Genomic DNA, 26,446 nt, shown 5'->3' with positions numbered 1-26,446 from the left:
ACCGGAGAAGAAGATGGCCATGCATGCTGAAGGAAGTCCTGGCAGTGCCGAACGCAAGGCGCTGCCTTTCCCCCAAGAAGATAAATTACTGGCGCTGGCCGACTGCGACGGGCACGCTCTGCCGGTGGAGCCGATAGGCCTGCACGCCGCGCGCGCCGTCCTGCAGGCCTTGCGGGACGGCGCGCCGGGCCTGGACTGCGACGAGAACACTTTCCTGTGCCTGCGCTACGGCGAAACCGCGCACGTGGCGTGCGTGTCGCGCCAGGCGGCGGAGCAGGGTGGCAGCGAAGTCCTGCTGAAGCAGCGCAGCTTGCTCGGCGCGGTGGCCACGCGCGCCAAGGGCGAGGAAGCCTACCGCGTCAGCCACCTGCTGGTGGCGGAACCGGTGGCGGGCCTGGCTTGCAGTGTGCACGTGATGGTGCAGCAATGCTCCGGCGACGTCGTCATGGCCGGCTGGGGCGAACTGGCGCATGGCCAGCTGCTGTTCCATCTGCACGCGGTGAAGCGTCCCGGCGCGGTGCCGCTGGCCATCGCCGGCTGCCTGGGCGGCGGCCATCTCGACCTGACCCACGCGGCAGCCGGCAGCCCGGACGCGGTGCACTAGAACTTCAGGTTGCCCTGCTCGTCGCGCGGATGGTGGCGCAGGCTGCCCAGCTGCAGCGCGTACTGGCGGGCGAACTCGGCGCCGAGGAAGAAGATCTGCGCCGAGTAGTACACCCATAGCAGCAGGGCGATCAGCGAGCCGGCCGCGCCAAAGCTGTTGGCCACCCCGCTGTTGCCGATATAGGCGCCGATGCCGTATTTGCCCAGCGTGAACAGCGCCGCCGTGCCCAGTGCCCCGATGACGACGTCATGCCAGGACAGCGCAATGCGCGGCAGCAGCTTGTAGATCACGCCAAACATGGCGGCGATCACCAGGAAGCTGATCAGCCAGTTGATCACCGTCAGCGCCAGCGCCGCGTTGGCCCACAGCCCGTTCCAGTATTTTTCCAGCACCGCCAGCGCCGCGCTCACCACCAGCGACACCATCAGCAGAAAGCCCAGCACCAGCACCATGCCGAAGGACAAGAGCCGGGTGCGCACGGTGTCCCACAAGGTGCCCTGCGTGAGCGGCGGCAGCTGCCAGATTTCGTCCAGGCTGGACTTGAGTTCGGCAAACACGGTGGTGGCGCCGAACAGCAGCAGCGCACTGGCCACCAGGGTGGCCAGTTTGCCTTGCTCCTGGTTGCGCGCGCCGGCCAGTACCGCCTGCAGCGCTTCCGCACCCTGCGGCCCGACCAGGCCGCGCAACTGCCCGAACAGCTCGCCCTGCGCGGCCTGCTCGCCGTAAAAGGCGCCGGCGATGGCGATCACCAGCACCAGGATGGGCGCGATGGAAAACATGGTGTAGAACGCCAGCGCCGCGCCCTTGCTGCTGGCGCGGTGCTCCAGCCACTCGGTGACGGTGCACACGGCCACGCTGCGCAGCGTCTTGACCTTGGGTGGAATGTGTCTCATGGCAATTTCTCCTTCCAGAAAAGAAAAAGGGGCCGAAGCCCCTTTCCCTTTTAGTCAGATAACCAGCCGTGCGATTAGTTCACGCGGCGTTCGATGGTCACCTGGTCGATTTCGACGCGGCGGTTAGGCTCCAGGCACTTGATCAGCTCAGCACGCTTCTTGTTGTCGCACTGTACCACTGGCTGGGACTCGCCCTTGCCAACAGCGTTCAGGCGGTCAGCGGCAACGCCTTTACCGGTCAGGTAAGCCTTGACCGAGTTGGCGCGCTGTTCAGACAGCTTCTGGTTGTACTTGTCCGAACCCAGGCGGTCGGTGTGGCCGGTGATGGTCACGTTGCCGACGGATGGGTTGTTGTTCAGCAGCGTGGCCAGCTCGTCCAGCTTAGGCTGGCTCGGGTTCAGCTTGGCGCTGTCGAAGGCGAACAGCTCGGTCGCCGACATGGTGACCTTCTCGAAACGCGGTGCTGGCGGCGGCGGTGGAGGCGGCGCAACCGGTGCTGGTTCCGGTGCGGCCACTGGCACTGGCGCCGGTGCAGGCGCGGCCGGTACCGGCTTTGGACCCAGCGCATAGTTCAGCGCGAAGTTCAGGTAGGCATTGTTGCTGCTGGCGCCAACGCCCGGGAATGCGTTGTCGCGCACGAAGCCGTGCACATTGCGCAGGTCGGCTTGCAGCGACAGGCGGTCGGTCAGGTCGGACTGGAAGCCCACGCCGGCGCTGATGAACGGGGCGCTCTTTTCGCGCTCGGCTACATTGCGCAGGTTGGTGCGCGAACGCTCGGCGCCGATACCGACCAGCAGGAAGGGACGCACAGCCTTGCGCGAGAACAGGTACAGGCCGTCCACGCCCAGCGTTTCTTGCTGGTAGCGGGTGCCGTTGTCGCGGCTGCGGGCATAGGTGTAACCGGTCTGGATGTCCCAGTTCTGGTTCAGGGCCTTACCGAACTTCAGGCCGGCGCCGTGGCCTTGCTTGTCGATGCCGAAATCGGAATCCTGGTCCAGGATGCTCAGGCTGGGCTGGATGTACCAGTTAGGGTTGATGACGGCTTCCTGCGCCAGAACGGCGGACGACGCCAGCGACATCAGGGCTGCAACGATGGCAATTTTATTGGTCTTTTTCACAAGTAACTCCCGTGTTTATTGAGGGTGGTGCTGCCTACACAGCGAAGTTTCCAGCTAGGTACTGAGCTGTTGGACTGGACTTTATGGATATTTGTTCAATAACTCCGTGCGCTACCGCACAAAACTCTTGCGCAAAATCAAAAGTGTTGTCGAATTGTGACGGTCCAGTCCGTGAACTGTCCGCCATTCGCGCAGTCCAATGGAAACCGCGCCGTCACCAAAAATGGTGCGGCGCGGTAGGTATTGTAGCAGAGTAACAAGCTTGGTGACTTGACACCCTCCGAAATTTAGCGGGCGGGTGGCGGCGGAGCGGGTTCTTCGGCGGGTTTTGGCGCGTCCGGCACCACGATCAGGGTGTCGCCGGGCTTGCCGGGTTCGCCTGGGGCGCCTTGAGGGCCGGGGGGGCCAGGGACTGGAACCGGCACGGCGGCCGGGGCCGGTGTCGGGGTTTCCACGGCGGGCGGATTATTCACCGTGGTTTTCTCGCATGCACTCAGGGTGAGGGCGGCGGCGGCGGTAGCCAACAGGATCGATAGTTTCATGATGAGTCCTCTCTTTGGAAAAGATGGAACCAGCTTAGCGGCCGCGGGCGAACTGCTCTGTTCGCGAACGCACCAAGCGGCCCCGGCCGCCACCATATTGACCTATTGCTCACTTATGTTCGTTGCCGCACAGACCGTAACCGGCCGAACCGGCATCCTAGACCCCAGAAGTAGACGAAAGCGTGGCCTGCAAGGCAGTCGGGCCCCTCGCCACGCAATCCTGGCTATCGTTATTAAGGAGTGTTGAAATGCATGCAATCAGAGAAAACCAAAATTCCGGCCACGCCATGCAGGAGCCTGCCAAGGCTGCTGACAAACCAAGGCTGACGCTGGTGGAACGTCCCGGTCCCATTCCTGAACGCAAAGCCCTGTCGCTGGCCCCCATTGAGCGGGTGCGGTCGACTTCGGCGACGCTGCGCCGCATTGAAAACATGCAAAAGCTGATCGCCGAGCTGCAGCAGCATGAGATGCTTGCCGACGAGATTGCATGGTTCCTCAAGTTTTCGCCGTCCGGCGCCCGCAAATACATCCGCGACCTGCGCGATGCGGGCGTGATCGAACTGGCACGCTATATTGAAGGCACCGCCACCTACCTGGGCAAGGCAGTCTACCAGCTGACGCCCGACCCGGAGCGCGTGAAGCAGTTCCTGGCCGCCATCGTGCAGCCCAAGCGCGAAGGCGCGCCACCGCGCAAGGAGCGCCCCAGCCTGCGTGAACAGGCCATGGCAGGCGCCGGCCGCCACTTCCATATCCTGGCTGACGACACCCATTACGCGATCCGCGTGAACCGCGGCCCGGTCACGCGCGATCCGCTGGTGGCAGCCCTGTTCGGCGCCCCGACCTCGCTGCAAAAAGCCCAGCCTTAAGCGGCCCGGCCCGGTGCGGCAGCGGGCGTGCCGCCACGCCGTGCCACCAGAGTGCCCCAAAGTGCTACATTGAGACAGCCGGAATGCGTTCCGGCTGTTGTGCATTGAATTGTCGGAAAGGAACCCCACCTGAGGCGGACGAGTTTCCTTATGGATGGCACTATGGACGGATTGTTGTGGCTCCCCGTGGTGGCGCTGGCCCTGGCCGCGCCGCTGATGTACCCGCGCTGGACGCTGCGCCGCGCGCTGGCCCGGCCATTGCCGCCAGCGGCAGCAGCTATCTTGCAGCGCAACATACCAGTCTACGCCAGCATGGGCCCGGCACTGCAGCAGCAGCTGCAGCGCCTGGTGAAACAATTCCTGCACCAGAAGAAATTCGTTGGCTGCGAAGGCCTGGAAGTGGACGATGAAATGCGCTACACCATCGCCGGCCAGGCCTGCTTGCTGCTGCTGAACCGGCCCAGCAAGGTGTACCGCGCCCTGCACACCATCCTGGTCTACCCGAGCGCCTTCCTGGTGCCGCGCCAGCAGATGGACGCGGGCGGCGTGGTGACTGCCCACAAGCAGACTTTGCTGGGCGAGTCCTGGGACGACGGCCGCGTGGTGCTGTCCTGGGCCGACGTCAAGCGCGGCTACCGCGACTGGACCGACGGCCACAACGTGGTGCTGCACGAATTCGCGCACCAGCTCGACAGCGAATCGGGCAGCACCAATGGCGCGCCCTACCTGGGCAGCCAGGACAGCTACCGCAGCTGGTCGGCGGTACTGTCGCGCGATTTCGACACCCTGCGCTACGACGCCTATTACGGCCGCCAGGACAGCGTGCTCGACCACTACGGCGCCACCAGCCCGGCCGAGTTCTTCGCCGTGGCCACCGAGACCTTCTTTGAGAAGCCCTGGCAGATGGCGGACCGCCACGCCGCGCTCTATGAGGAATTCATGAAGTACTACCGGGTCGATCCGCGCGCCTGGCTGCCGCAGCCGCAGCAGCCGGCCGGGCCGGAATCCCTGCAGCCGGAACCGGTGGCTGCGCCAGCCGGCGCGGCGCGCCGTTCCTACGCGATTGCAAGCTGGTAGGGGACGCCGAATAGTGCGCTTTCCAGCAAGGAAAAGCGCATAATTCAAGCATGTCCTGGGCGGAAAGGTGGCGACATGCAATTCGAGGATTTTGATTTTTTCACGCAGGCACCGGTAGCGCCGGCGCCGTCCGCCGAGGCCGCGTCGCCGCTGGTGCGGCTGCAGTACCTGGTCGACAATACGCCCGCCATCATCTATTGCACCGTGCCCAGCGGCGACTTCAAGATGACCTTCGTCAGCAACAACGCACTCAACGTGCTGGGCTACCGGCCGGAGGACATGGTGGCCGATCCCAATTTCTGGTTCGACCACATCCACCCGGACGACGCGCCCAACATTTTCTCCAGCCTGGCCAGCATTTTCACCGAGGGGCAGCGCGCCTACGAGTACCGTTTCCGCATCGCCGACGGTTCCTATCTGTGGATGCACGACAGCCTGCGCCTGATCCGTGACGAGCACGGCGCACCGCTGGAGGTGATCGGCTCGCTCACCGACATCACGGTGCGCAAGCACATGGAGCAGGCCCAGCACGACCTGATCGCCAAGCTGCGCGAGGCGCACGAGCAGTTGCTGCAGTCGGAAAAGATGGCCTCCATCGGCCAGCTGGCGGCCGGCATTGCGCACGAGATCAACAACCCGGTGGGCTTCGTCAATTCCAATATGGGCACCTTGCGCAACTACGTGGCCACGCTGTTCGGGGTGGTGGACGCCTATGACCAGGCGCTGGCCGCGCAGCCGCTGCCGCCCACCCTGGCCGGGCGCATTGCCGCCGCGCGCGCCGCGGCCGACCTGGAGTTCCTGCGCGAGGACGTGACCGAGCTGGTGAAGGAGTCGATGGATGGGCTCAAGCGGGTCAAGGACATCGTGCAGTCGCTCAAGGATTTCTCGCACGTGGGCGAGACCGAATGGCAGGTGGCCGACCTGCATCACGGCCTGGACAGCACGCTCAACATCGTGGCCAACGAGATCAAGTACAAATGCACGGTGGAGAAGCACTACGGCGTGCTGCCGCCGGTCGAGTGCCTGGCCTCGCAGCTGAACCAGGTGTTCATGAACCTGCTGGTCAACGCCAGCCACGCCATCAAGGAGCGCGGCACCATCACCTTGCGTACCGGGGCCGAGAACGGCTGGGTCTGGATAGAGGTGGGCGACAGCGGCTGCGGCATCCCGCCGGAAAACCTGAACCGCATCTTCGAACCCTTCTTCACCACCAAGCCGGTGGGCAGCGGCACCGGGCTGGGGCTGTCACTGTCCTATGGCATTGTGAACAAGCACGGCGGGCGCATCGAAGTCGCCTCCGAAGTGGGCAAGGGCACCCGCTTCACGATACGGCTGCCGGTGCATCCGCCCAAGGGCTGAGCCGGGGCGGCAAGGCTACAGGATGATGGAGCCGTCCGGGGCGCGCCTGACCTGCATGATGCCGGGTTCCTCCGCCTCCAGCCGGCGCGCTTCCAGTTCCTGCGGCGTGAGCGCTTCGCCCTGCGGCGCCGCCAGCGCCGCGGCTTGGTCGGCCAGCAGGCGGTCGCGCATGGCCAGCGCTTCGGTGATGTTGCCGCGCAGGTCTTCCAGCTGCCAGGGCTTGGGGATGAAGCGGAACACATGGGCTTCGTTGATGGCGCTCATGGCGGTTTCGAACTCGGTGGAGGCGGTCAGCATCATGCGCACCGTGTTGGGCGCGACGTCCTTGAGCGCCTGCAGGAAGGCCACGCCGCTCATTTGCGGCATGTGGTAGTCCGAGATGGCCACATCGAACTCGCACACGCAGATGCGCTCCAGCGCCTCGTAGGGGTTGGTGAAGATCTCGGTGTCCAGGTCCAGGTGCTTGAGCTGGGCGCGCATGGAGCGCTGCAGCGCCATCAGCACGTTCAGTTCATCGTCCAGCAGCAGGATGCGTCGCATGCTCGTTTCCCTCCCGATTGCCCCTCATTTGCCCTTCACCGGCCGCACCCGGATCGACAGCCGGCCCTCGCTCTTCGCTTCGAAGTCCTGCACCTGCTGGATCATGCGCGCGTCCAGCACGTGGTCGGCCGCCAGCAGCATCAGGCCGTCGCGGCTGACCAGGTCGCGCGCCAGCACCATGCCGGGCACCAGTTCGCCGGACAGCATTTCCACCCCGTTGGCCTCGTCCCCGGCACCGCCGTCCACCACCTGGCGGAAGGCGTTCACCACGTTGGGGTCGTAGCGCTTGCCGCTGGCGTTGATGATCAGCGACTTCGCTTCGTCGGCGCGCAGGTGGCGCTGCACCATGGCGCCCTGCTGCAGGTTGTAATAGTCCACCGCCAGCGCCAGGATGCGCGCGCCCAGCGGAATGGCCAGCCCGGCCAGGCCGTCCGGGAAGCCGTTGCCGTCGAAGCGCTCCAGCTGGGCGCGCAGGATGGCCGCGCTGCCGCGCAAGTCCTCCAGCGGCATCAGCAATTGCTCGGCGCGCAGCGGGTGCTTGCGGAACAGGCCCAGGTCCTCGCCGTGCAGCATGGTCAGCGGGGTGGCCAGCATGTCGTCGCTATAGCCTATCTTGCCCAGGTCGTGCAGCAGGCCGGCCACGAAGATGTCCTGGATCTCGCGCGCGTCCAGCTTGAGCCGGACGGCGATCTTGCGCGCCAGGTCGGCCACCTGGCGCGCGTGGCCGGACAGCGCGCCGCCGCGCATCTCCAGCATGCTGGAGATCACCTTGATGGTGGTGACGAAGTTCTGCTTGAGCTTTTCGTTGGCCGCCACCGCCGCGTCGCGCGACAGCTGCAGCTGCAGGGTGCGCGCCTCGACCTTGGCCTCCAGGCTCTGGTTGAGCGATTTCAGCTCCTCGTTCTGGCGCAGGGTGAGGGTCTCCAGGCGCTGCTTTTCCTGCTCCAGCGCGCGCCGCTCCAGCGCGTGGCGCACCACCAGCAGCATGTCGTTGTCGTCCCAAGGCTTGGTGATGTAGCGGTAGATCTCGCCGCAATTGATGGCGTCCTGGATGGACTGGATGTCGGAGTAGCCGGTCAGCAGCAGGCGCACCGTGTCCGGCCAGCGCTGCTTGACCTGCGCCAGGAAGCGGGCGCCGTCCATTTCCGGCATGCGCATGTCGGAGATCACCAGGTCCACGCTTTCCGTTTCCAGCACGTTCAAGCCCTCGGCGCCGCTCTCGGCCAGCAGCACGCGGTAGCCCTTGGCGCGGAACAGGCGGCGCAGCGAGGCCAGGATGTTGGGCTCGTCGTCCACGCACAGCAGGGTGGAGGGCGGCGCCGGGTTTCCCACGGCGGCGCCCAGGCCGGCGGCGATGGACTGGGCAGGCTGGGCGGTCGTCATGTGTGGGACACTCCTTGCTCGTCCGCCGCGCCTTCATGGCGCACCGGCAGCACCACGCGGAAGGTGGTGCCGGCGCCCACGGTGGACTGCACCGTGATGCTGCCGTTGTGCTTGCGCACGATGCCGTAGGCCATGGACAGGCCCAGGCCGGTTCCCTTGCCCACCGGCTTGGTGGTGAAGAAGGGGTCGAAGATGCGCGACAGGTTGTCGGGCGCGATGCCGGCGCCGTTGTCCTGCACGGCCAGCCACACGTGGTCGGCGTCCTCGGTGCCGGTGCTGACCGTGATGGTGCCGCGTTCGGCGCCGATGGCGTGCGCCGCATTCACCACCAGGTTCATGATCACCTGGTTCAGCTGCAGCGGCAGGCACTGGATGTCCGGAATGGGGCCGTACTGCTTGACCACGTCGGCCTTGTACTTGACTTCGTTGCTGACGATGTTGAGCGTGGAATCGATGCCCTGGTGCAGATTGGCCCACACCCACTCCTGGTTGGCGTCCACGCGCGAGAAATCCTTCAAGTCCTGCACGATGTGGCGCACGCGCACGATGCCTTCCTTCGACTCGTTCATCAGCGAGGGGATGTCCTCGCGCAGGAAGTCCAGGTCCAGTTCTTCGCGCATGGCGCGCAGCTGCCCGGCCACGGCCGGATCGGCCACGTGCTGCTCGGCCTCGCGGTAGGCTTGCAGCGCGTCGAACAGGTTGCCCAGGTAGCTTTGCAGGGTGCCGAAATTGGAGAAGATGTAGCCGATCGGGTTGTTGATCTCGTGCGCCACGCCGGCCGCCAGCTGGCCGATGGACGCCAGCTTCTCCGACTGCAGCAGCTGCTGCTGGGTCATGCCGAGTTGCTCGTTGAGCTCGGTCAGCTCGATGTTGCGGCGGCGCAGTTCGGCGTCCGCCAGCTCGCGCTGGCGGATGTCGTCCTCCAGGCGCTGGTTGGCCTCGGCCAGCTGCGCGGTGCGCTTTTCCACCAGGTGCTCCAGGCTGTCGTGCGCCTTGCGCAGCGCGTTCTCGGCCACGCGCCGCTCGGTCACGTCAAGCAGGGTCTGGATCGCGCCCACCACCCGGCCTTCGGCGTCGCGCAGCGGCGCGGCCGTGAAATGCAGCCAGTGGCCGCTGGCGCCGATGTTGGGGAAGAAGTCTTCGCCCTCGTAGGCGCCGGGGATGAGCACCGAGCGCTTGTGCTTGTCGCGGTAGTACTCGCTGGCGGCCGGATCGGCGCCGGACACGATCAGGTCGGCCAGCAGCGCGCGCTGCTTGGGGTAGAACGCTTGCCAGTGGTTTTGCGTGCCCACCATTTCCGCCCGGCTCCAGCCGAGCAGGTGTTCGCAGGCCTTGTTCCAGTGCGTGACCGTATGGCTGACGTCAATCACGAAGGTGGAGACCGGGTGGCCGTCCAGGAAGGCCGACAGGTCGATCGCGGACGGGGCCGCGTCGGCGGCGAGGGGCGCGGCGCTGGCTGGGCTGGGGGACATGGCGGCTCCGTTCGGTGGCCCGGTCAGTTGACCAGGATTTGGCTCAGGTCGTGGAAGGTGCGCTCGGACTCGGCAAACACGTCCAGGCAGACCGCGTCGCTCAGCGCGGCGGCGCGCCAGGCTTGCCAGCCCACCTCCGGCACCAGTTCCTCGCTGCTGCCCGACAAGTTCAGCGCGTGCGAGAAGGCGTCGGCCAGGTGTACGGCCAGGGCCAGCGAGGGCGCGTCCAGCGCTTCGGCAGCGTGGTGGCTGGCCACCGCGTGCTGGATCTCCTGCGGGAATTGCCAGCGCGCCGCCAGCGCGCCGCCGATGCCGGCGTGGTCGAAGCCAAACACGGCCAGCTCGGCCTCGGCCTGGTAGCAATCGTGCTGGCGGCGGTAGGCTTCCATGGCCTGGTAGTCGTCCGGGAAGCGGGTGGCCAGCACCAGGGTGCCAAGGTCGTGCAGCAGGCCGGCGATGAAGGCGGTGTCCGGATTCTGGCGCAGCGGCCGCGCCAGCGCGCGCGCGCAGGATGCCGTGCCCACCGAGTGGCGCCAGAAGCCCGGCAGGTCGAAGCCGCTGCCGGCCACGTTGCTGAAGCTGCCGGTGATGGAGCAGGCCGTCACCAGGGTGCGCACGTTGTGCACCCCGAGCACCGCCACCGCCTGCTGGATGGTGGTCACGCGCGAGGGCATGCCGTAGAAGGAGGAATTGGCCAGGCGCAGGGTCTTGGCCGACAGCGACTGGTCCAGCGCGAGCTTGCCGGCCAGCACCTGCAAGTCCAGGCCTTCCTGGCCCACGCAGGCCAGCAGCTCCATCACCACCACCGGCAGGGAGGGCAGGTCTTGCACGCGGCGGGCGACGTCTTCCATGGTGGGCATGATCAGCTCCTGCTGCGGTAGTCGGCCAGCAGGCGCAGCAGCTCGCCGGTGGCTTCGGTTTGCGCGCTGCGGCGGAACAGGTGCTGCAGCCGCTTCAAGGCCTGCTCGCGGCGCGCCGCGGCCACGGCCGGATCTTCTTCGGGCTCGGGCGCGACCACGCTGCAGCGCTCCACGCCGCGCCGGCGCAGCGAGCTCAGGCTGCTCTCGCTGAGCACGGCGCCCGGCGGCAGCAGTACGGCGCCGTGCGCGTCCAGCAGGGCTTCGGCCAGCACCATGCCGGCGCTGGCCTGGTCCAGGTCCACCATCACGCTGCTGCTCATAAGGTCTCCTCTTTGCGGCTCAGAGTGATCAGGCTGCCGCGCGAGGTGGAGCTGGCACCCATGGGATAGACGTCCACCGCAAAGCGGGTGCCGTCCACGTCGGCCTCGTGCGTGCCGGGCGCGCGGTGGTCCGAGGCCATGGCCTCGAAGCCGTCTCCGGCCGGGAACAGTTCCGGCAGCACCACGCATGCTTCGTTGCCGAGCAGGGCGCCGGCGCGCCGGAACAGGTGGTCGGCGGCGGCGTTGACGAAGGCGATCATGCCCTGGTCGTCCATGCCGATCACCGGCAGCGGCAGGTGCTGCAGCAGTTCGCGCGCCACGTTCAGGCTGATCTCGTCGCGGCTGATCTGCTGCTGCTTCTGGCGCAGCACATCCTCCAGGCGGCGGTTGGCCGAGGCCAGCTCGTGGTTGACGGTGCGCAGCTCCAGGTTCAGGCGCTCGTTTTCGTCGGCGATTTCCTTGAGCCGGAACGCTTCGGCGATGTGGCCGCGCAGCTGCTCGTCATCCCACGGCTTGGTGAGGAATTTGTAGATGGCGCCCTCGTTGACGGCATCCGTGACCGACTGCAGCTCGGTATAGCCCGAGAGCATGATGCGCACCGTGTCCGGGAACAGTTCCTTGGCCTTGCGCAGGAAGTCCGCGCCCAGCATGCCGGGCATGCGCTGGTCCGACACGATCACGTCCACCGCGTGCCGCGCCAGCAGCTCCAGCCCTTCCGGGCCGCTGTTGGCGGTGTAGATCTGGTAGTCGTCGCGGCGCAGCAGGCGCTTGAGCGCCGAGACGATGTTCTGCTCATCGTCCACCAGCAGCAAGGTGCGCTGCTGCTTCTGCACCCGCAGCAAGTGCGCCGGCAGGCGGCGGTCCTCGCGCAGCAGGGCCTGCACCTCGTCCGGCGCCAGCGGGGCGGCGAAGTAGTAGCCCTGGATCAGGTCGCAGCTGTGGCGGCGCAGGAAGTCGCACTGGGCCTCGCTTTCCACCCCTTCGGCCACTACCTGCATGCCCAGCAGGTGGGCCATGGAGATGATGGTTTTCGACAGCGCGGCGTCGCCGCTGTCGGTGACGATGTCGCGGATGAAGGCGCAATCGATCTTGACCGCGTCGAAGGGATAGCGCTTCAGGTTGCTCAGCGAGGAATAGCCGGTGCCGAAATCGTCCAGCACCAGCGCCACGCCCAGCGCCCGCAAGGGCTCCAGCAGCTGCAGCTGGCTGGCGCCGGCGGCGGTGTCCTGCGGTAGCGCCGCCTCGGTGATCTCCAGCGCCAGGGACGAGGCCGGCAGGCCGAACTCGTCCAGCGCGGCGGCCAGCTGGGCGGCAAACTGCGGGTCGCGGCACTGCTTGGGGGAGATGTTGATGGCCACCCGCAGCGGCGCCAGTCCGGCATCGCGCCAGGCACGCAGGTCGTGGCAGGTGCGGCGCAGCACCCAGTTGCCGATCGCCCCGATCAGGCCGGCTTCCTCGGCCACCGGCACGAAGCGCTGCGCCGGGATCAGGCCCAGCGCCGGATGCTGCCAGCGCACCAGCGCCTCCAGGCTGGCCACGGCGCCGCTGCGCAGGTCGGCCAGCGGCTGGTAGCGCAGCTGCAGCTCGTCGCGGAACACGGCCAGCCGCAGCGCCGCTTCCATGCCGATGCGTTCCAGCGTGCGGTGGTTCATCTCGGAGGCGAAGAACTGGTAGTGCGCGCCGCCCAGTTCGCGCGCGCGCGTGAGCGCCATGTCGGCGTAGCGCAGCAGGGTGGCGCCGTCGCGTCCGTCCTGCGGACTGAGCACGACGCCGATGCTGGCGCTGGCGTGCACCTGCTGGCCCAGCAGCGTGAAGGGCGGGGCCAGGTTGGCGAAGATGGTTTCGCAGACCGGAATCGCGTCGGTCGGTCCGCTCACTTCGCCCAGGATGACGACGAACTCGTTGCCGCCCAGCAGGGCCACGGTGTCTTCGCTGCGCACGCAGGCGCGCAGGCGTTCGGCGGCGCCGGCCAGCAGCTGGTCGCCGCCCGCGTGGCCCAGGCTTTCGTTGACGAAGGCGTAGTTGTCGATGCCCACGCACAGCAGGGCCAGCTGGCCGCCGTGGCGCTGCGCCTGCAGCAGCGCCTGTTGCAGGCGGTCGGTAAACAGGGTGCGGTTGGGCAGGCCGGTGAGCTGGTCATGGGTGCTGTGGAAGGCCAGCCGGTCCTCGCGTTCCTTCAGGCCGGTGATGTCGGTGGCAATGCCGATATAGTGCGCCAGCTCGCCCTGCTGGCCCGGCACCGGGGACAGGAACAGGTCGCTCCACCACAGCGTGCCGTCCTTGCGCCGCTGCTGCTGCACTGCATGCACCTCCTCGCCGCGCGCCATGGCGGCGCGCAGGCCGGGCAGGGCGGCGGCCTGGCCGTCCCCCTCGCCCTGCAGGAACAGGCAGTCGCGCCCGAGCAGCTCGTCCTGCGCGTAGCCTGTCATGCGGCACAAGGCCGGGTTGACGTAGATGATGGGGCAGGACGGCTGGCGGGCGTCGGCAATCACGACGCCGTTGGAGCTGGCGGCCAGAGCGCGGGCGGACAACTGCGGCATGGCATCCAATTCCATCGGGTTTTCCTATGGTTGAGCAAGGACCGGGAGCGGCGATTGATTTTTATTATACGGCGGGCGCAACGCTCTGTGCGCGCCCTAAGAACAGCGGGACGGGGGCGCTGATGTTGCAGACCAACAAACGGTGCAAGATTTTAAGTGCCGCGCTGGTGGCTGCTTATATAGTTGCTACAATCAAAAAACTGATATGCGGTCCTCAAGGCCCATGCTAGACATGGATCATGGCAAAGTTGCCCGAGCCGGTACATTATTCGCCAGAAGAATGTTTTCGAGTTGAGAAGGGGGAACGTCAATGACACAGGCATGGGTAGTGCTGACCCACCCGGACGGCCGCGACGTGGCCGCACCCACCGAGTCGCAGCTTGCCGCGGCGCTGGCGGAAGTCTATAGCGGCGCCGCGCACGGCCCGGACGGCGCGCCCGGCACGGCGGTGTTGCGCTTCGGCTACGACGACGGCCTGATGTATGAAGTGGAAGTGGCCAGCGGCGGCGATATCTGCTTTGCCGAATGGTCCGACCGCGACTGCGAGATCGCCCTGGCCAGCCCGCGCCGCATGGCCGGCGCGCCGCAGGCCGACGCGCTGCAGCTGTGGAAGTGGCTGGCGCAGCGCCAGGTGGCCAAGATCCGCAGCCTGTCCTGGGCCGAGGACTAGCGAACACTAGCGAACACTAGCGAACACTAGCGAACACTAGTGAACACTAGTGAACACTAGCGCACACTAATGGACACTGGCGGACACCGGCGCTCAGTGCGCCATCAGCACCGGCACCGTCATGCTCTCCAGCACGGTGCGGGTGACGCCGCCCAGCAGCGTTTCGCGGAAGCGCGAGTGGCCGTAGGCGCCCAGCACCAGCAGGTCGCTGTGCTGTTCGGCCAGCAGCGACAGCAGCGCTTCGCCGGTGCCGGTGGGCCGCTTCAGCAGCCCGGCCCGCTGCGACTGGCGCAGCAGGATTTCCGCTTGTACACCGTGCCGCGCCAGATAGCCTAGCAGCTCCGCGCCGGGGGGCTGGCCCAGCTGCGCGCGCTGGCTGTCCGCATCGAAGATGGCAATCTGCACCCGCTCGGCGCGCCGCAGCAGCGGCAGCGCCTCGCGCACCGCGCGCGCCGCCTCCTTGCTGGCGTTCCACGCCACCATGATGCGCCGCGCCGGACCGGCCTGGCCCGACGCGGGCTGCGGCAGGCCGGCATGGGGCACCACCAGCACCGGGCGGCCGGAATGGGTCAGCACCTGGGCCGGGAAGTCGCTGCCGGCGGCGGTGGAAACGTGCTCGGGATCGGCCTGGCCGATCACCACCAGGTCGGCATGGCGCGCCATCAGGCTCAGGCCGGCACCCGGGTCGTCGTCCACCACGCGCTGTTCGAAGTCCTGCAGGCCGAGCCGTTGCACCAGCGGGCCGAAGTGCTCCAGCGCGCGGTTGGCGCGTTCCCGGAGGAAATTAAGATGCAGGGCCAGGTTGGGGTCCTGTTCGTCGACGATGGCGTTCTGGTACAGGGCGCGGGCGACACCGGTCATGGCCACGCCCAGCAGGTGGGCATCGTCCTGCAGCGCCAGTTCCACCGCGAGGCGGATGCGCTCGGCCACGCGCGGCGCTTCGTCCACGTGCACCAGGATGCTTTTGTATGACATGCTGCGCTCCTTAGCGGGAGTAAATGGCATGTCTGCGATTATAGGCCCCTGCGGCGCTAGCCGGCGCGGTCTTCCCTGAGCTGCGCGTAGCGCTCCTTGATGCTCTCGACCACGGCGGGCAGGTGCTCGGGTTTGCCGGCCGCAATCGCGGCGGCCAGGCCCAGCATGTCGGCCGTGATGCCGATCACGTCTTTCAGCAGGCTGGCCTGGCGGATGCGGCGGCGCGCCACCGCCACCAGGTCCAGCAGCGCGCGCTGCGGCACGTCCAGCCCGGCCGCGGCCAGCACGGCGGCGTCCACATACAGGCTGTTGGCGCGCTGGCGCAGCGCCACCTCGTTCTCGAACAGGGCCTGCGCGGCTCCGTGGGAGATGCCGGCATCGAGGTTGCCGCTGCCGTTGCCGGCGCCGTTGCCAGCGCCGGTGCCTGCGGGCGCGGGCGCGATCGGGATGATGGTCACGCCGGGCGCGGCCGGCGGCCTGCCGCTGAGGGCTTCCGGCGTGGTCGGATCGGCTTGCGGCTCGCGCGCGGGCCCGCCGGGCGGATTGCGGCGGATGGCCTTCATGATGCGCAGGTGCAGTTCGTCGGCGCAGGCGGACAGGCTGTCGGCCAGCGTTTCGAGCTCGGCTGCGGTGGTGGGCTGTTGCATGGCGTTCTCCTCATTCGGTGAGCGGGGCGGTGGGCGAGGCAGCGGAGGCCGTGGCCAAGGCGGCGGCGCTGGCGCGCAGGGCCAGGCCCGCTTCCGCCCCGGCGCTGCGGGCGGCGGCGCTGTCCGGCTGCGCCATCTGGGCCAGCAGCGCCCGGTGCGCGGACGCGATGGCGGCCACGTGCTTGGCCGCCATGGTGTGCCGCAGGCCGATCAGGCGGTATTCGTTGCGCTTGGCAAGCCGGTGCGACTTGGCCAGGGCCGCCAGCAGGCGGTCGCGCGGGGTGTCGGCGAAGGCAATTTCCACCTCCAGCATGCCCAGCACGATGTCGCGCTCGTTGTCGCTGCTCTTGCTGTAATAGCGCAGCAGGTGCTGCATCGCATCAAGCAGGGCTTGCAGTTCTTCGCCGCCGTCGCGCACCATGGCCTGCACGGCGCGCTCCTGGTAAGGGTTGCTGGCGGCGCGCGCCAGCAGGCGTGCCAGGCCGCCATAGGCGTTCACGTGGCGGTCGGCCAGGCCGGTGTCGGGCCAGGCCTTGATGCTGCCGCCCATGGCCTTGAGCGGCTCCTTCAGGTCGAACGCTTCGCCGTCGGCCAGCTTGCCCAGTGTCTGCATGTACAGCTGCACTGCCTCGTGGATGGCCATCAGGTCGGGGTAGGCGGCGCGGCGGCGCGCGTCTTCCTGGCGTTCGCGCTGGTCGGCGGCGGAAGTCAGATAAGGCTGCTCGCGCAGGTAAGTGTCGCGGAAGCGCTGGGTCAGGTCGGCGTAGCCGCCCAGCTTGGCGGACTCGGCGGCAAATTCGCGCGCCTGGTGCAGGCGCGGATTGCCGGCGCAGCCGCCGAGCATCACGGTGGCGCAGATGGCGGCAAGCGTGCTTGCCAGGATGCGGGGCAGTTTCATCGGTCCTCTCCCAGGAAGGTGAGGACTTATCTTGCTCCGCGCAAAGATTGGGGTTTTGCGCTAGCGCAAACCGGGCGCAGCTAGGCCGGCGCGCTGTGCAGCCAGCCCAGGCCGTCCGTGGTGCCGGCCAGCGGGTTGTATTCGCAGCCTATCCAGCCCTGGTAGCCCAGCTGGTCGAGCAGCTGGAACAGGAAGCGGTAGTTGATCTCGCCCGTGCCGGGCTCGTGGCGGCCTGGGCTGTCGGCCAGCTGCATGTGGCCGATCTGCGGCAGGCAAGCGCGGATGGTGTTGGCCAGCTCGCCCTCCATGCGCTGCATATGATAAATGTCGTACTGCAGGAAAATGTTCGGCCGGGCGCAGGCGGCGATGATGTCCAGCGCCTGGCGGCTGCGGTTCAGGAAATAGCCGGGGATATCGTAAGTATTGATGGGTTCGATCAGCACCTTGATGCCGTGCGCCTGGCAGCGGTCGGCGGCGTACTGCAGGTTGTCCACCAGCGTCTCGTGGGCGCGCTCGGGCGCCAGGCCGCCGGGCACGATGCCGGCCATGCAGTGCAGCTTGTCCACGCCGAGTTCGGTGGCGAAATCGATGGCCTGCTGCACGCCGTCGCGGAATTCCTCGGCGCGGCGCGGATCGCAGGCCATGCCGCGGTCGCCGGCCTGCCAGTCGCCGGGCGGCATATTGTGCAGCACCAGCTGCAGCTGGTGGCGGTGCAGGCGCTCGTTGAGCTGGTCCGGATCGTAGGCGTAGGGGAACAGGAACTCCACCGCGTCGAAGCCGGCCTGGCGCGCTGCGGCGAAGCGGTCCAGGAAAGGCTGCTCGGTGAACAGCATCGACAGGTTGGCGGCGAACTTGGGCATGGTCACGAAAAAAATGGGGTCAGGGTTAATTAAGTATATAACTTAATTAACCCTGACCCCATTTTGGTGTTGCTGGGAGGCTAGGCCTCCCGGCTTGTTTTAGCGGCCCCGGCCACCCGAGCGGTGCGGGGGCGCGGCGCGCGGGGCGCTGCGGCCGCCGCCGGGCGCTGCCGGGGTACGGCCGCCGCCGGCGTTGCCGCCGCCGCCATTGCCGCCGGCGCTGCGCGGCTTGCCTGCGCCGCCGGCGCTGGCGCCCGCGGCCGGCTTGCTGCGGCCGTTGCCGCCACCGCCGCCACCCTGGCGGGGAGCGTTGCGATGATGGCCGGCGCCGCTGCGCAGCTGGATCGGCTGGGCGCGCGCGGTCGGGTCCGGTTCGAAGCCGGGGATCACTTCACGCGGCAGGGTCTGCTTGATGAGCTTTTCGATGTCTTTCAGCATGGTGTGCTCGTCCACGCACACCAGCGACACGGCTTCGCCGGTGGCGCCGGCGCGGCCGGTGCGGCCGATGCGGTGCACATAGTCTTCCGGCACGTTGGGCAGGTCGTAGTTCACCACGTGCGGCAGCTGGTCGATGTCGATGCCGCGTGCGGCGATGTCGGTGGCCACCAGCACTTGCAGCGTGCCGTCCTTGAACTCGGCCAGCGCGCGGGTGCGCGCCGCCTGGCTCTTGTTGCCGTGGATGGCCATGGCGCCGATGCCGTCGTTGCCCAGCTGTTCCACCAGCTTGTTGGCGCCGTGCTTGGTACGCGTGAATACCAGCACCTGGGTCCACTTGTGGGTGCGGATCAGGTAGGACAGCATGGGGTGCTTCTTGTCGCGGTCGACCGGGTGGATCTTTTGCGCGATCACTTCCACGGTGGAGTTGCGGCGCGCCACTTCAATGGTGGCCGGGCTGTCCAGCAGGCTGTCGGCCAGGGCCTTGATCTCGTCCGAGAAGGTGGCCGAGAACAGCAGGTTCTGGCGCTTGGGCGGCAGGGCGGCCAGCACTTTCTTGATGTCGCGGATGAAGCCCATGTCCAGCATGCGGTCGGCTTCGTCCAGGATCAGGATCTCAACCTTGCTCAGGTCGATGGTCTTTTGCATCATGTGGTCCAGCAGGCGGCCCGGGGTGGCGACCAGGATGTCGACGCCGTGCTTGAGCTGCTTGATCTGGGGATTGATGCTGACGCCGCCGAAAATCACGGCGGAATTCAGGTTGGTGTATTTGCCGTACACGCGCACGCTTTCCTCGACCTGGGCCGCCAGTTCGCGGGTTGGGGTCAGGATCAGGGCGCGGATCGGGCGCGCCGTGGTGCGGTTGGTCTGCTTGGCGCCGTTGGCGTCGGTGGACAGGCGGTGCAGGATCGGCAGGGTGAAGCCGGCGGTCTTGCCGGTGCCGGTCTGTGCGCCGGCCAGCAGGTCGCCGCCGTTCAGTACAGCCGGAATCGCTTGGGTCTGGATAGGCGTCGGCGTGGTGTAACCGGTTTCGGCGACAGCGCGGACGATGGCGTCAGACAGACCAAGGGTAGAAAATGACATGATGACTTTTAGTTAAGATCGGCTCGTCGCCTTTTGGGCGCCAGTCAGGAGGCAATCAATTTTTACTCGGGGGTGCGGCCGTGGACTGGTTGAGTTGCCGCTAGCCGAGTATAACAGCTAGTTGTCGTTCAAGTTGCGGCATGGAAATGAAAAAGGGGCTATCGCCCCTTTTATTTTGTAACAAAGTTACCTAAATTGTGACAATGTTAAGCAACGTTCAGTGAAATCAGGCAAATTCCGCCAGCAGGCCGACCATCTGGCCGAACACCTTCGGGCTGCCGGCAATGACGTTGCCCTTGTGCAGGTAGTCGGATTCGCCGTTGAACTCGGCGATGATGCCGCCCGCTTCCGACACCAGCAGCGCGCCAGCCGCGATATCCCACGGCTTCAGGCCTTTTTCGTAGAAGCCGTCCAGGCGGCCGCACGCCACGTAGGCCAGGTCCAGCGCGGCCGAACCGGCGCGGCGCACGCCGTGGCTGCGCTCGGCCATGATGCCGTACATTTTCAGGTATTCGGTCAGCGCGGCAGGGTTGCCGGCCTGGTAGCCAGTGCCCAGCAGGGCCTTGGCGATGCGGTCCAGCTTGCCCACGCGGATGCGCTTGTCGTTCAGGAAGGCGCCGGAACCTTTTTCAGCGGTGAACAGGTCGTTGCGCACCGGGTCGTAGACCAGGGCCAGCGTGATCACGCCGCGGTGCTGCAGCGCCATGGAAATGGCGTACTGGGGGAAGCCGTGGATGAAGTTGGTGGTGCCGTCCAGTGGATCGATGATCCACACATACTCGGTCTCGTCGTTCACATTGGCGGAGGCGCCCGATTCTTCGCACAGGAAGCCGTGCTCGGGGTAGGCCTTGCTCAGCACTTCGATGATGGCCTGCTCGGCAGCGGTGTCGACATCGGTGACGAAGTCGTTGTGTTGTTTCTCATTGACGATTACGCGGTCGAGGTCGAAACTGGCGCGGTTGATGACGGCGGCGCCGCGACGAGCGGCTTTGACAGCCGTATTGAGCATTGGGTGCATGTAAGCTTCCGTGAAAAAAAACGCTGCTGCCCGCCGGGCGCGATGCATCCAGGCAGGGTGGCGTGTGAACAAGAGTGAGAAAGAGCGGTGCGGGAACGGGCTGGAATGGTTAGAATGCCACCGAAATCCATCTCGAACGCGCGTAATGGCGCTATTTTAAATGAAGCAGCATCAAAATACAGCGACTCTTTTTCATCGCCTGCGAATAATTCTGGTCGAAACTAGTCGTCCTGGTAACATTGGCTCGGTGGCGCGCGCCATGAAAACCATGGGTTTTGGCGAGCTGGTGCTGGTGACGCCGCGTTTCGAGGGCATGCTGGAGCACGAGGAGGCGGTGGCGTTTGCCAGCGGCGCGCAGGATATCCTGGCCTCGGCGCGCATCGTCGGCAGCATGGCCGAGGCGCTGGAGGGCATCCATTTCGCGGCGGCCGTGTCGGCCCGCCTGCGTGAATACTCGCCGCCAGTGCTGGCGCCGCGCCAGTTCGCCGAGCAGGCGGCGGCCGGGGCGGAATTGAACGCGGCGCTCATCTTCGGCAACGAGCGCTTCGGGCTGCCCAACGGGATCGTGGAAAAGTGCAATGCCCTGATCAATATCCCGGCCAATCCGGATTATTCCTCGCTCAACCTGGCGCAGGCGGCGCAGGTGCTGGTGTACGAGTGCAGGATGGCAGCGCTGGCGCTGCAGGCGGGGACGCCGCTGCCGGGCGCCGCAGCCACTGCCGCAACGACTGCCGCAACCACCGCCGCAACCACAGCGGGCGCCCCGGCCATCGGCTTCCAGGGCGAGGCGGCCAGCCTGGCGCAGATCGACGGCATGTATGCCCACCTGGAACAGGCGCTGGTGGCGCTGGGCTTCCTGGACGCGAACAATCCGCGCAAGCTGATGCCGCGCCTGAAGCGCATGTTTTCCCGCACCCAGCTGGAAACCGAGGAAGTGAACATCCTGCGCGGCATCGCGCGCAAGATCACCGACAAATTCAACTGATATCGAAGGGCGCCGGGTGGCCTTCGTAGAGCCGCTGCATGATGAGGCGCTCGCGCCCGGTGACGGCGGCGACGAAGTCGCGCGGCTTGTTCATGCGCTTGAAGGCTGAAAATCCCCGCTCCAGGAATTGCTGCAGGCTGCCCAGGCCCGCCAGCCGGGCCGGGCCGCGCATCAGCGCCAGGGTGCCGCTCAGCATGGGCACCCGCACCAGCTGGCTCAGCGAGTCGCCCAGCGCCTGCACCAGCGCCAGCTGGCGCGCGCGCTCGTCCGGGGTGAGGGCGCGGCGGTAGGCCTGTATATAGTCCGCCTCGCTGAAGCGGCTGCCCAGCAGCTGGGCCATGGCCGTGTCCAGGCGCTCGGCCAGCGCGTCCAGCTGCATGGCCTCGGTGATGGTTTGCAGCGCGTCGGCCGGCAGCACCCGCTGCATGGTGGGCGCGATGCGTTCCAGGTCGGTGTCGCGCTGGCTCAGGTCATGGGCGCCGTACAGCTCTTCGAGGAAGAACTCGGCGGCCTGGCGGGTGTCGGGCGCGGCCAGCAGGTCGGCGTGGGTGCGCGCCAGCCGGGCCGCCTGGAAAGTTTTCAATGCCTGCCGCGCCGCATGCAGGGCCGGATCGCGACCGGCCGCCTGCCGCTCCAGGCGCGCGGCGCGCAACTGCTGCTGCAGCGGGCTCAGGGATTGTTCATTCTTCATAGGTGGATGTTTACCAGAAGCGAATAGATGCGTGGCTCTATTTTTGCGTGCCGGGGCGGCGCGGGCTTTGGCGTACACTCGGAATCGGCAGGTTACGCTTCGCAAACCGCCCTACCAACACCGGAATAACAGAGACATGCTGAACCGCAGAACCTTTTTGAAGACCGGCGTGCTGGGCGCGCTGGCGCTGGCTGCCGGCGGCGCGCTGTACCGCAGCGTGCAGGGCGCCGCGCAGCCGCAGCGCTATGTGCTCGAGGGCGAGGCGCGCGCTGTGCTGGCGGCCATCATTCCCGCCATCGTCGGCCCCATGCTGCCGCAGGAGGGGGCCGCGCGCGCGGCGGCCGTCGCGCGCACCACGCACGGCGTGCAGCAGGCGGTGTCCAGCCTGCCGCTGCACACGCAAAAGGAAGTGCAGGATTTGTTCGGCCTGCTGGCGCTGGCGCCCGCGCGCCGCCTGCTGGCCGGCGTGCCGGCCTGGTGCGACACCACGCCGGCGCAGGCCGCCGAATTCCTGCAGGGCTGGCGCATGCACCGCCTGCAGATGCTGCAGACCGCCTACCATGCGCTGCATGACCTGGTGCTGGGGGCCTGGTATGCCGATCCGGCCAGCTGGGCGGCCATGGGCTATCCCGGCCCGATCAGGGAGCTGAGCTGATGAGCGCGCCACGCACGAGCGGCAACGCGATCCCCGACCCGATCCGCGCCGGCCTGGCGCGCGGCTGGCAAGTGCTGGACGGCGCCGCGCTGGAGCGCGACCGCACCCTGGAGGCGGACGTGGTGGTGATCGGCAGCGGTGCCGGCGGCGGCGTGACGGCCGAGCTGCTGGCGCTGGCCGGGCTGAAGGTGCTGATCCTGGAAGAGGGCGCGCTGAAATCCTCCAGCGACTTCAAGATGCGCGAGGCGGACGCCTATCCCGCCCTGTACCAGGAGGCGGGCGCGCGCAAGACGCGCGACAAGGGCATCAACATCCTGCAGGGCCGCACGGTGGGGGGCTCCACCACGGTGAACTGGACTTCCAGCTTCCGCACGCCGCCGTCCACGCTGGCGTACTGGCAGGGGCATTTCGGTCTGTCCGGCTACACGCCCGACGCGATGGCGCCGTGGTTCGCCATGATGGAGCGGCGCCTGCACATCGGCGCGTGGGAGGTGCCGCCCAACGAGAACAACGACCTGCTGCGGCGCGGCGCGGACAAGCTGGGCATCCCCACCGCGTCCATCCGGCGCAACGTGAACGGCTGCTGGAACCTGGGCTACTGCGGCATGGGCTGCCCGACCAACGCCAAGCAGTCCATGCTGGTGACCACCATCCCCGCCGCGCTCGACCTGGGCGCCACGCTGCTCACGCGCGTGCGCGCCGAGCAACTGGTGTTCCGCAACGGCGCGGTGGAGCACTTGCTGGCGGCGGCCCTGACGGCGGATGGCTTGGCGCCCACCGGCAAACGGGTGACCGTGAAGGCGCGCCACTATGTGGTGGCGGGCGGCGCCATCAACTCGCCGGCGCTGCTGCTGCGTTCGGGCGCGCCCGATCCGCACGGCTTGCTGGGCAAGCGCACCTTCCTGCATCCGACCATTATTTCATCCGGCGTATTCGCGCAGCGGGTGGACGGCTACGCCGGCGCGCCGCAATCGATCTACTCCGACCATTTCCTGGAAACGCAGGCCGTGGACGGGGCCATGGGCTACAAGCTGGAAGCGCCGCCGCTGCATCCGCTGCTGCTGTCGACCACCATGGCCGGCTTTGGCGAGGAGCACGCGGCCATGATGCGCCAGTTTCCACATGTGCAGGGCTTGCTGGCGCTGCTGCGCGACGGCTTCCATGCGGAAGCGCCAGGCGGCAGCGTGTCGCTGGACAGCCACGGGGCGCCGGTGCTGGATTACCGGATCACGCCTTTCGTGTGGGACGGCGCGCGGCGCGCCTTGCTCACCATGGCCGAGATCCAGTTCGCGGCCGGGGCGCGCAGCGTGCTGCCGGTGCACGAGATGGCGCAAAGCTATACCAGCTGGCAGCAGGCGAGGGAGGCCATCAACGGGCTGCCGTTCAAGAACCTGCTGCTGCGGGTGGTGTCCGCGCACGTGATGGGCGGCTGCGGCATGGCGGCCGACGCCCGCCGCGGCGTGGTGGATGGCGATGGGCGCTACCACGGCGTGGCCAACCTGTCGGTACACGACGGCTCGCTGTTCCCGACCTCGATCGGCGCCAATCCGCAGCTGTCGATCTACGGCATTGCCGCGCGCCTGGCCAGCGGCCTGGCCGGGCAGCTGACCGGCAAGCCGCCGCGCTATCCCGATGCGGCCGCCGGTGCCACCGCCGCGCTGAACGATACGCATGGCGGCCGGGCCTCTGGCGCCGGCGGCGCGGGCGCGGGCGTCTCTGCGCCGCTGGTACCGGCCGGCTGAGGCTGCCATGGCGCGCCGCATTCTGCTGCTGATCCTGCTGCTCGAACTGGGCGGCGGCGCGGCGGTGGCGGCGGCGCTGCTGCTGGCCTGGCCCGCCCTGGGCTGGCCGGGCGCGGCCATGCTTGGCCTGGCCTGCGTGGTGCTGGTGCGGCTTGTAATTTCTGGTAACAATTTCCGCATGGCGCGGCGCGCCGGCAGCCCCGTTCCCGCGCACCATGCGCTGTCCCGGTCCGGCTTTTTGCGCATGTTCGCGGCCGAATTCGCCTCATCGATGACCCTTTCCTCATGGACCATGTTGCGTCCGCGCACCACTCTGCATGTGGCGGGCGCCGGCAGCGCCCTGCCGCTGCTCCCGGTGCTGCTGGTGCACGGCTACGGCTGCAATGGCGGCTACTGGAGCCGCCTGGCCGCGCGGCTGCGGCGTGAAGGCATCAGCTACCTGGCGCTGGACCTGGAACCCATCGGCGCCGGCATCGACGATTACGCGGTGCAGATCGACGCCGCCCTGCAGCAGCTGTGCGCCGCCACCGGCCAGCGCCGCGCCGTGCTGGTGTGCCACAGCATGGGCGGCCTGGCTGCGCGCGCCCATCTGCGGGCGTTCGGCGCTGCCCGTGTGGCGCGCATCATCACGGTCGGCACGCCCCATCACGGCACGGCGCTGGCCAATTTCGGCCCCGGCCTGAACGCGCGCCAGATGCAGCGCGGCTCACCCTGGCTGGCGGAGCTGGCCGCCGGCGAGCCGCCCGCTGCGCGGGCGCTGATGGTGTCGCTCTGGTCGCACCACGACAATATCGTGGCGCCGCAGGACTCGGCCCGGCTGCCCGGCGCGGCAAACGTGGAGGTGAGCGGCGTCGGCCACGTGGCGCTGGGGTCACGCCCCGAAACGGTGCGCTTTGTGCTGGACGAAATTGCGCGGGTTTCAGCGGATTTTGTTGTTGCAGAAACAAAATAGACAGGCGCGTTTCCCTTAGGTAGACTGGATTGAGAACCAGCAACCCATAGCGTCGCCATTTGCCACGGAGTTTGTGACTATTGGTGAGAATCCGCGCCCCGGCTTGCTGTATGGTGAGAGATGCATGCCCAGCACAAGGCGACACGATGCCCACTGACTTCGCAAAGCTGATACTGGAGGAGCTGCCGGACGCCGTCATCGTGACCAAGCCGGGCGGGGAGATCGTGTGCTGGACCCGCCGCGCGCAAGCGCTGTTCGGCTATCCGCAGGCCGAGGCGCTGGGCCGGCGGCTGGCGCAACTGGTGCTGGCGGACGGCCAGGAGCACGACGGGCCTGCCATCGAGCAGCACCTGATCGAACACGGCGACGCGCGCTACGAAGCGCTGTGGCGGCACCGGGACGGCAGCCGCTTGCCGGTCGATTGCGCGGCCCGGGTGTTGACGGCGGACGGCCGCACGCTGCTGCTGCACACGGTGCGCTGCCTGCGCGAGCGCCGCCGCCACGAGCGTGCTGCCGAGCAGAACAATGCCCACGACAAGCACAACGCCACCGACCTTTTCCTTGCCAGCATGTCGCACGAACTGCGCACGCCGCTCAACGCCATCATCGGCTTTGCCGGCACGCTGCTGATGAGGCTGCCAGGCCCGGTGACCCCGGAGCAAGAGCGCCAGTTGCGCACCATTCAGGCCAGCGCGCGCCAGCTGTTGGCGCAGATTAGCGATTTGATTGACCTGAGCAAGATCGCTTCGGGTAAAGTGGAGTTGAGGCTGGAGGCGCTGGAGTGCCACGCGCTGATCGCGGAGCTACTTCCAGTATTCCAGCCGCAAGCGCATCAGAAAGGACTGCAGTTCGATTTCAATGCGCCGCGCGACGACGTCCATGTGCGCTGCGACCGCCTTGCCATGCAGCGCATCGTGAGCAAGCTGGTGAACAACGCCATCAAGTTTACCGACAGCGGCGCCGTGCGCATCGAGCTCGACACGGCCGACGTGGGCGGCCGCGCCTGCGCCACGGTCAGCGTCAGCGATACCGGCATCGGCATCACGCCTGAACACCAGCGCATGCTGGAGCGGGCGTTCAGCCGGCTGGACGGCGCGGGCGGGCCCGGGCAGTTCGAGGGCACGGGCTTGGGATTGCAGTTGAGCTTGCAGCTTGCGCAGTTGCTGAACGGGCAGATCAGTGTCGCCAGCGACCTGCGGCACGGCAGCGTGTTTACGCTTGCCGTGCCGCTGGAAGCGGAGCACGATGCCGTATAGACGTA

General features: G+C 67.3%; 26 protein-coding genes. 10 read left to right on the top strand and 16 right to left on the bottom strand.

All coding sequences use genetic code 11. From position 1 onward, the window contains the following. The first annotated feature begins 19 nt into the window (after positions 1 to 19). Positions 20 to 604, top strand: a complete 585-nt coding sequence (locus ASC94_RS30420) for a hypothetical protein (protein WP_157201651.1) — start codon at positions 20 to 22, stop codon at positions 602 to 604. On the opposite strand, the gene ASC94_RS30415 is transcribed toward ASC94_RS30420, so the two are convergent. The 3 genes from ASC94_RS30415 to ASC94_RS32885 all read right to left on the bottom strand — a co-directional run bounded on the left by ASC94_RS30415 (position 601) and on the right by ASC94_RS32885 (position 3,157). Further along, the gene (locus ASC94_RS30415; RefSeq protein ID WP_056405030.1) at positions 601 to 1,497 is read right to left on the bottom strand and encodes a YihY/virulence factor BrkB family protein; all 897 of its coding nucleotides are present in this window, start codon (positions 1,495 to 1,497) and stop codon (positions 601 to 603) included. The two genes, ASC94_RS30420 and ASC94_RS30415, sit on opposite strands and share 4 nt — an antisense overlap. A gap of 74 nt (positions 1,498 to 1,571) precedes the next feature. Next, positions 1,572 to 2,615 (bottom strand): OmpA family protein, encoded by a 1,044-nt coding sequence (locus ASC94_RS30410; protein WP_229417453.1) that lies wholly within the window; start codon positions 2,613 to 2,615, stop codon positions 1,572 to 1,574. Between the two features lie 287 nt (positions 2,616 to 2,902). Beyond that, entirely contained in the window at positions 2,903 to 3,157 is a 255-nt protein-coding gene (locus ASC94_RS32885; RefSeq protein WP_157201650.1) for a hypothetical protein, read from the bottom strand. A gap of 287 nt (positions 3,158 to 3,444) precedes the next feature. Between ASC94_RS32885 and ASC94_RS30405 the strand changes: the two genes are divergently transcribed. The 3 genes from ASC94_RS30405 to ASC94_RS30395 all read left to right on the top strand — a co-directional run bounded on the left by ASC94_RS30405 (position 3,445) and on the right by ASC94_RS30395 (position 6,459). Next, on the top strand, positions 3,445 to 4,023 hold the full coding sequence (locus ASC94_RS30405; protein ID WP_056405454.1) for a winged helix-turn-helix domain-containing protein: 579 nt from the start codon (positions 3,445 to 3,447) through the stop codon (positions 4,021 to 4,023). 162 nt (positions 4,024 to 4,185) lie between these two features. Continuing rightward, the gene (locus ASC94_RS30400; protein ID WP_056405029.1) at positions 4,186 to 5,100 is read left to right on the top strand and encodes a zinc-dependent peptidase; all 915 of its coding nucleotides are present in this window, start codon (positions 4,186 to 4,188) and stop codon (positions 5,098 to 5,100) included. A 75-nt stretch (positions 5,101 to 5,175) separates the two neighbouring features. Then, positions 5,176 to 6,459, top strand: a complete 1,284-nt coding sequence (locus ASC94_RS30395) for an ATP-binding protein (protein WP_056405028.1) — start codon at positions 5,176 to 5,178, stop codon at positions 6,457 to 6,459. A 15-nt stretch (positions 6,460 to 6,474) separates the two neighbouring features. Here ASC94_RS30395 and ASC94_RS30390 read toward each other — a convergent pair whose 3' ends face one another. The 6 genes from ASC94_RS30390 to ASC94_RS32165 are packed head-to-tail and all read right to left on the bottom strand — an operon-like array spanning position 6,475 to position 13,589. After that, a complete protein-coding gene (locus tag ASC94_RS30390) occupies positions 6,475 to 6,999 on the bottom strand; it encodes a response regulator (RefSeq protein WP_056405027.1) in 525 nt (174 codons plus the stop codon). Positions 7,000 to 7,023: 24 nt separating this feature from the next. Continuing rightward, positions 7,024 to 8,382 carry an HD domain-containing phosphohydrolase gene (locus tag ASC94_RS30385; RefSeq protein ID WP_082616942.1) on the bottom strand — a complete coding sequence of 453 codons (1,359 nt, stop codon included), beginning with the start codon at positions 8,380 to 8,382 and terminating at the stop codon, positions 7,024 to 7,026. Further along, the gene (locus tag ASC94_RS30380; RefSeq protein WP_056405026.1) at positions 8,379 to 9,854 is read right to left on the bottom strand and encodes an ATP-binding protein; all 1,476 of its coding nucleotides are present in this window, start codon (positions 9,852 to 9,854) and stop codon (positions 8,379 to 8,381) included. The genes ASC94_RS30385 and ASC94_RS30380 overlap by 4 nt, the downstream gene beginning before the upstream one ends. Positions 9,855 to 9,877: 23 nt before the next feature. Then, positions 9,878 to 10,714 carry an HDOD domain-containing protein gene (locus ASC94_RS30375; protein WP_056405025.1) on the bottom strand — a complete coding sequence of 279 codons (837 nt, stop codon included), beginning with the start codon at positions 10,712 to 10,714 and terminating at the stop codon, positions 9,878 to 9,880. Between the two features lie 2 nt (positions 10,715 to 10,716). Beyond that, positions 10,717 to 11,034, bottom strand: a complete 318-nt coding sequence (locus ASC94_RS30370) for a hypothetical protein (RefSeq protein WP_056405024.1) — start codon at positions 11,032 to 11,034, stop codon at positions 10,717 to 10,719. Then, positions 11,031 to 13,589 carry an EAL domain-containing protein gene (locus tag ASC94_RS32165; RefSeq protein ID WP_082616941.1) on the bottom strand — a complete coding sequence of 853 codons (2,559 nt, stop codon included), beginning with the start codon at positions 13,587 to 13,589 and terminating at the stop codon, positions 11,031 to 11,033. The genes ASC94_RS30370 and ASC94_RS32165 overlap by 4 nt, the downstream gene beginning before the upstream one ends. 295 nt (positions 13,590 to 13,884) lie before the next feature. Here ASC94_RS32165 and ASC94_RS30360 point away from each other — a divergent pair, with 295 nt between their 5' ends. After that, positions 13,885 to 14,244, top strand: a complete 360-nt coding sequence (locus ASC94_RS30360; protein WP_056405023.1) for a hypothetical protein — start codon at positions 13,885 to 13,887, stop codon at positions 14,242 to 14,244. A 93-nt stretch (positions 14,245 to 14,337) separates the two neighbouring features. On the opposite strand, the gene ASC94_RS30355 is transcribed toward ASC94_RS30360, so the two are convergent. The 6 genes from ASC94_RS30355 to ASC94_RS30330 all read right to left on the bottom strand — a co-directional run bounded on the left by ASC94_RS30355 (position 14,338) and on the right by ASC94_RS30330 (position 20,151). Next, entirely contained in the window at positions 14,338 to 15,219 is an 882-nt protein-coding gene (locus tag ASC94_RS30355) for a universal stress protein (RefSeq protein ID WP_056405022.1), read from the bottom strand. A gap of 56 nt (positions 15,220 to 15,275) precedes the next feature. Continuing rightward, entirely contained in the window at positions 15,276 to 15,866 is a 591-nt protein-coding gene (locus ASC94_RS30350) for a hypothetical protein (RefSeq protein ID WP_056405021.1), read from the bottom strand. A gap of 10 nt (positions 15,867 to 15,876) precedes the next feature. Further along, positions 15,877 to 16,764, bottom strand: a complete 888-nt coding sequence (locus tag ASC94_RS30345; protein WP_200955857.1) for a hypothetical protein — start codon at positions 16,762 to 16,764, stop codon at positions 15,877 to 15,879. Between the two features lie 80 nt (positions 16,765 to 16,844). Beyond that, positions 16,845 to 17,624, bottom strand: a complete 780-nt coding sequence (otnI, locus tag ASC94_RS30340; RefSeq protein ID WP_056405020.1) for a 2-oxo-tetronate isomerase — start codon at positions 17,622 to 17,624, stop codon at positions 16,845 to 16,847. Between the two features lie 99 nt (positions 17,625 to 17,723). Further along, a complete protein-coding gene (locus ASC94_RS30335) occupies positions 17,724 to 19,142 on the bottom strand; it encodes a DEAD/DEAH box helicase (protein WP_056405019.1) in 1,419 nt (472 codons plus the stop codon). Between the two features lie 226 nt (positions 19,143 to 19,368). Further along, on the bottom strand, positions 19,369 to 20,151 hold the full coding sequence (locus ASC94_RS30330; protein ID WP_056405018.1) for an inositol monophosphatase family protein: 783 nt from the start codon (positions 20,149 to 20,151) through the stop codon (positions 19,369 to 19,371). A 169-nt stretch (positions 20,152 to 20,320) separates the two neighbouring features. Between ASC94_RS30330 and ASC94_RS30325 the strand changes: the two genes are divergently transcribed. Beyond that, positions 20,321 to 21,145: an RNA methyltransferase gene (locus ASC94_RS30325; RefSeq protein WP_056405017.1), complete on the top strand. Its 825-nt coding sequence runs from the start codon at positions 20,321 to 20,323 to the stop codon at positions 21,143 to 21,145. Here the strand turns inward: ASC94_RS30325 and ASC94_RS30320 are convergent. After that, complete coding sequence (locus ASC94_RS30320; RefSeq protein ID WP_056405016.1) at positions 21,138 to 21,836, bottom strand: hypothetical protein; 699 nt, start codon at positions 21,834 to 21,836, stop codon at positions 21,138 to 21,140. The two genes, ASC94_RS30325 and ASC94_RS30320, sit on opposite strands and share 8 nt — an antisense overlap. Positions 21,837 to 21,972: 136 nt before the next feature. Here ASC94_RS30320 and ASC94_RS30315 point away from each other — a divergent pair, with 136 nt between their 5' ends. The 4 genes from ASC94_RS30315 to ASC94_RS30300 all read left to right on the top strand — a co-directional run bounded on the left by ASC94_RS30315 (position 21,973) and on the right by ASC94_RS30300 (position 26,441). Next, entirely contained in the window at positions 21,973 to 22,491 is a 519-nt protein-coding gene (locus tag ASC94_RS30315; RefSeq protein WP_056405015.1) for a hypothetical protein, read from the top strand. Further along, positions 22,491 to 24,233, top strand: coding sequence for a GMC family oxidoreductase (locus ASC94_RS30310; protein WP_082616940.1), 1,743 nt, complete (start codon positions 22,491 to 22,493; stop codon positions 24,231 to 24,233). Before ASC94_RS30315 ends, ASC94_RS30310 begins: the two co-directional genes overlap by 1 nt. Before the next feature lie 7 nt (positions 24,234 to 24,240). Continuing rightward, entirely contained in the window at positions 24,241 to 25,185 is a 945-nt protein-coding gene (locus ASC94_RS30305) for an alpha/beta fold hydrolase (protein WP_056405448.1), read from the top strand. A 146-nt stretch (positions 25,186 to 25,331) separates the two neighbouring features. Next, positions 25,332 to 26,441, top strand: a complete 1,110-nt coding sequence (locus tag ASC94_RS30300; protein ID WP_056405014.1) for a HAMP domain-containing sensor histidine kinase — start codon at positions 25,332 to 25,334, stop codon at positions 26,439 to 26,441. Positions 26,442 to 26,446: the final 5 nt, after the last annotated feature.

The organism is Massilia sp. Root418, assembly GCF_001425265.1.
In the GTDB taxonomy this organism is placed as follows: domain Bacteria; phylum Pseudomonadota; class Gammaproteobacteria; order Burkholderiales; family Burkholderiaceae_D; genus Rugamonas.
The sequence above is the reverse complement of the archived record's forward strand: the minus strand, read 5'-3'. Positions and strand labels throughout refer to the sequence as shown.